This window comes from Shewanella sp. 10N.7 (assembly GCF_020806285.1).
Taxonomy (GTDB): Bacteria; Pseudomonadota; Gammaproteobacteria; order Enterobacterales; family Shewanellaceae; genus Shewanella; species Shewanella electrodiphila.
In genome coordinates this window covers 1-2,629 of the sequence record NZ_JAJGZS010000055.1, presented here as the reverse complement: position 1 = coordinate 2,629, position 2,629 = coordinate 1, and the positions used below count along the sequence as shown (strand labels likewise).

General features: G+C 32.5%; 1 protein-coding gene. It reads right to left on the bottom strand.

Translation table 11 applies throughout. From position 1 onward, the window contains the following. Positions 1–25: 25 nt before the first annotated feature. Positions 26–1,993 carry a TM0106 family RecB-like putative nuclease gene (locus LMH66_RS20180; protein WP_229372703.1) on the bottom strand — a complete coding sequence of 656 codons (1,968 nt, stop codon included), beginning with the start codon at positions 1,991–1,993 and terminating at the stop codon, positions 26–28. Between the last annotated feature and the right edge of the window lie 636 nt (positions 1,994–2,629).

Genomic DNA, 2,629 nt, shown 5'->3' with positions numbered 1-2,629 from the left:
TATGAGGTGATAATATCACCTCTAACTAGGTGGCCAAATTAACTATGCCACTACAATCTGCAACATGCCGTTTAAATGTAAATATCGTGGCACTACTTAAGTGTATGTCATAGAAATCTCTCAGGTTATTATTTATTTGACTTAGACTTAGCCTATTGCAGATATATTGATATACCATCCAAATTTTTATAGTATTGCCTATTCTAGCTCGTGATGCTGGGTAACTTTGGGGTATAAATACGAGTTGGCAATCTTGGCATTTATATTTTTTGGTTTTGAATTGAGTAACCCAGCGCCGGACAACACCATTCTCAATCTTTAAGTCCAATATGGTTTTGCTTAATCCATTGGCTTTTTTGAACACGCGCTTACTATGACAGGAAGGGCATTTACTTTTTCTAGAGTATTTCACATGGTCTACAAAGTCATAAAAATCAACCTTACTATCTATGGTTTTAGTTCCATGTTTAATTTTGTTGTACTCCCTTTCCCTTAAGGAAAACCTTTCTTTTAAATAGTCAAAATATGCATAGTTCATTACTTCTTTAATTTCACTATTTGCATACCCATTACGAATGTATTTAGTATAACCGAAGTCTATTTGCTTAGATATGTCATCATTTGTTATATACTCTTCATCAAATTTTCTATTTCCGCTATTAATGTTATTAATGATTGATTTTATATAAAAATAAACAACCATCAGTGCATGGCAATCGTTGTTATTGTAAAGTACAAGGTCAGACTTAAGTCTATTTGAATTATTTAACTCCCAGAGAACTCTTGAAGATATACTATCTTTTCCATTCTTTACTTTACTTGTCCATTCGTAGTTAAGGTGCCTTGCAATATCTTTTAAACTATTTGTATAACAAGGGAAAATTATTTTGTTCCTAAATATACTAAGTAGATTAAAAGATGAAGCAATTATTTTATTTAATTTTTCTTTATAATTCTCATCCAGAAGTTTAATAATTTTCTTGAAGTAATTTATCTCATAGTTTCCATAGTGATAAATGGTAATAAAATTAAATCTAAATATGTAGTCCAAAAACCTCTTGATCATAAGAATCTCATCATCAAGTGAGTTTGCCCAAAAGTGTTTTGTATAAGTTCTATCCCCCTTTTTTATAATGCAACCTATGAGATAATTAGAGTTTTCCTTAGGAAGCCCTTCAATATCTAAGAAAATCTCTACTAGAGAATCCGGAAATTCTACTACCTCATTGACTATTACTTTTTTCTCTCTAATAGCATAGGCTCTCATAGGGAGAATGTAGGCAATAGAGTCTTTTCTTTGATGATCTTTTCTAGCGCGAAACTTGTAAGATAACTGATTAACCGTAAATATACCTCTTTTATTGTAGTTCTTAATTATCTTGTCATTAATCTCTGGGAGAATACTTAAGTTATCGTCTTTTATCGCTGTACGTTTACATGAATCTTGAAATTGACAAATTTTACAATGTGTATTTATTTTAATAGGTGGTTTTGATGTTATATTCTCTATATTGAGTAAAATGGCTTCAATGTCCTTACTTGTCTTTATTAAAGGTACTTTACTTAATCTCAAGTTGCTTTTTAGCACCAATATCCCCTCAATATTACCATCACAAAGACAACCGAATAAGCTACTTATTAAGTTTGCGTTATTAATAATGTGCTTTGGTAATTTTGTTGAGTTTATTACAACAATTGGGTATATAGAGCGCTTTCCATTTTTTACTAGGTTTTTTATATAGTCTATTTTTAATTTAATGCCTTTTGCTATGAAGGTTCCACCTATAAGTATTTCTGTATCATTATAATTTGAATCAATATCGAACTTGGATTTTATATTATTCTTGTGTTCAAATTTAGTTCTGGAATCTTGAGTTAGAGAGCTCTGATGAATATCAAGATCTACTTTACAATTTTCATGTGTTATTTTATAGAACTTGAGCGGGCAGTCAAAATATGAACTAACAACATCACTCTTAATAATTTTACTCATACCATACGACCTTATGATGAACGACTTGATTACTCTCCATAATTATTAGTTCAGTTTGGAGATTGAATCAAACCGTTTGATATATCCTTTAATTTTCATATAGATACTAGGTTTAATGGTTAGAATTCATAGTTTGTCGTTTGTATATGCTTTTTTGACAAACGCCTTCTAAATAGTTCTGTTTCGTGATGATCGGCCATTGATGACAACGGTGGCATTTTGGGCATTTTGCGATACCAGAGGTTATCGGTAACGCAAGAATAAGGCCGAAGAGGTAGTAAATAACAAATATCCAATTACGATTTATCGTCTCAAGTAAGCTTGCATGATTATGCAAGCATGACTTTTGGCTAGAAATGTTAAGAAGTGACAGCTTTTGGGAGTTTTCTGTCACGTTCTCTCAGCGGGTAATCATGAGAAAAAGTACGATGATTCCAGTGGCAAGATCTGCCACTGAGTAATTACGTTGACGCAGAAAGGGGCATAAACGAGTTACCCGTTTATGTGTTGCACTTCATCTATATTGGCTCAATGACTTAAGACCATCACTTCAATCTAATCCATTGCCTGCCGCAGGCTTTTGTGCAGATACATCCAAGACACGCCGTAAACACATCCCTGTGGGCTCTGCGAAAA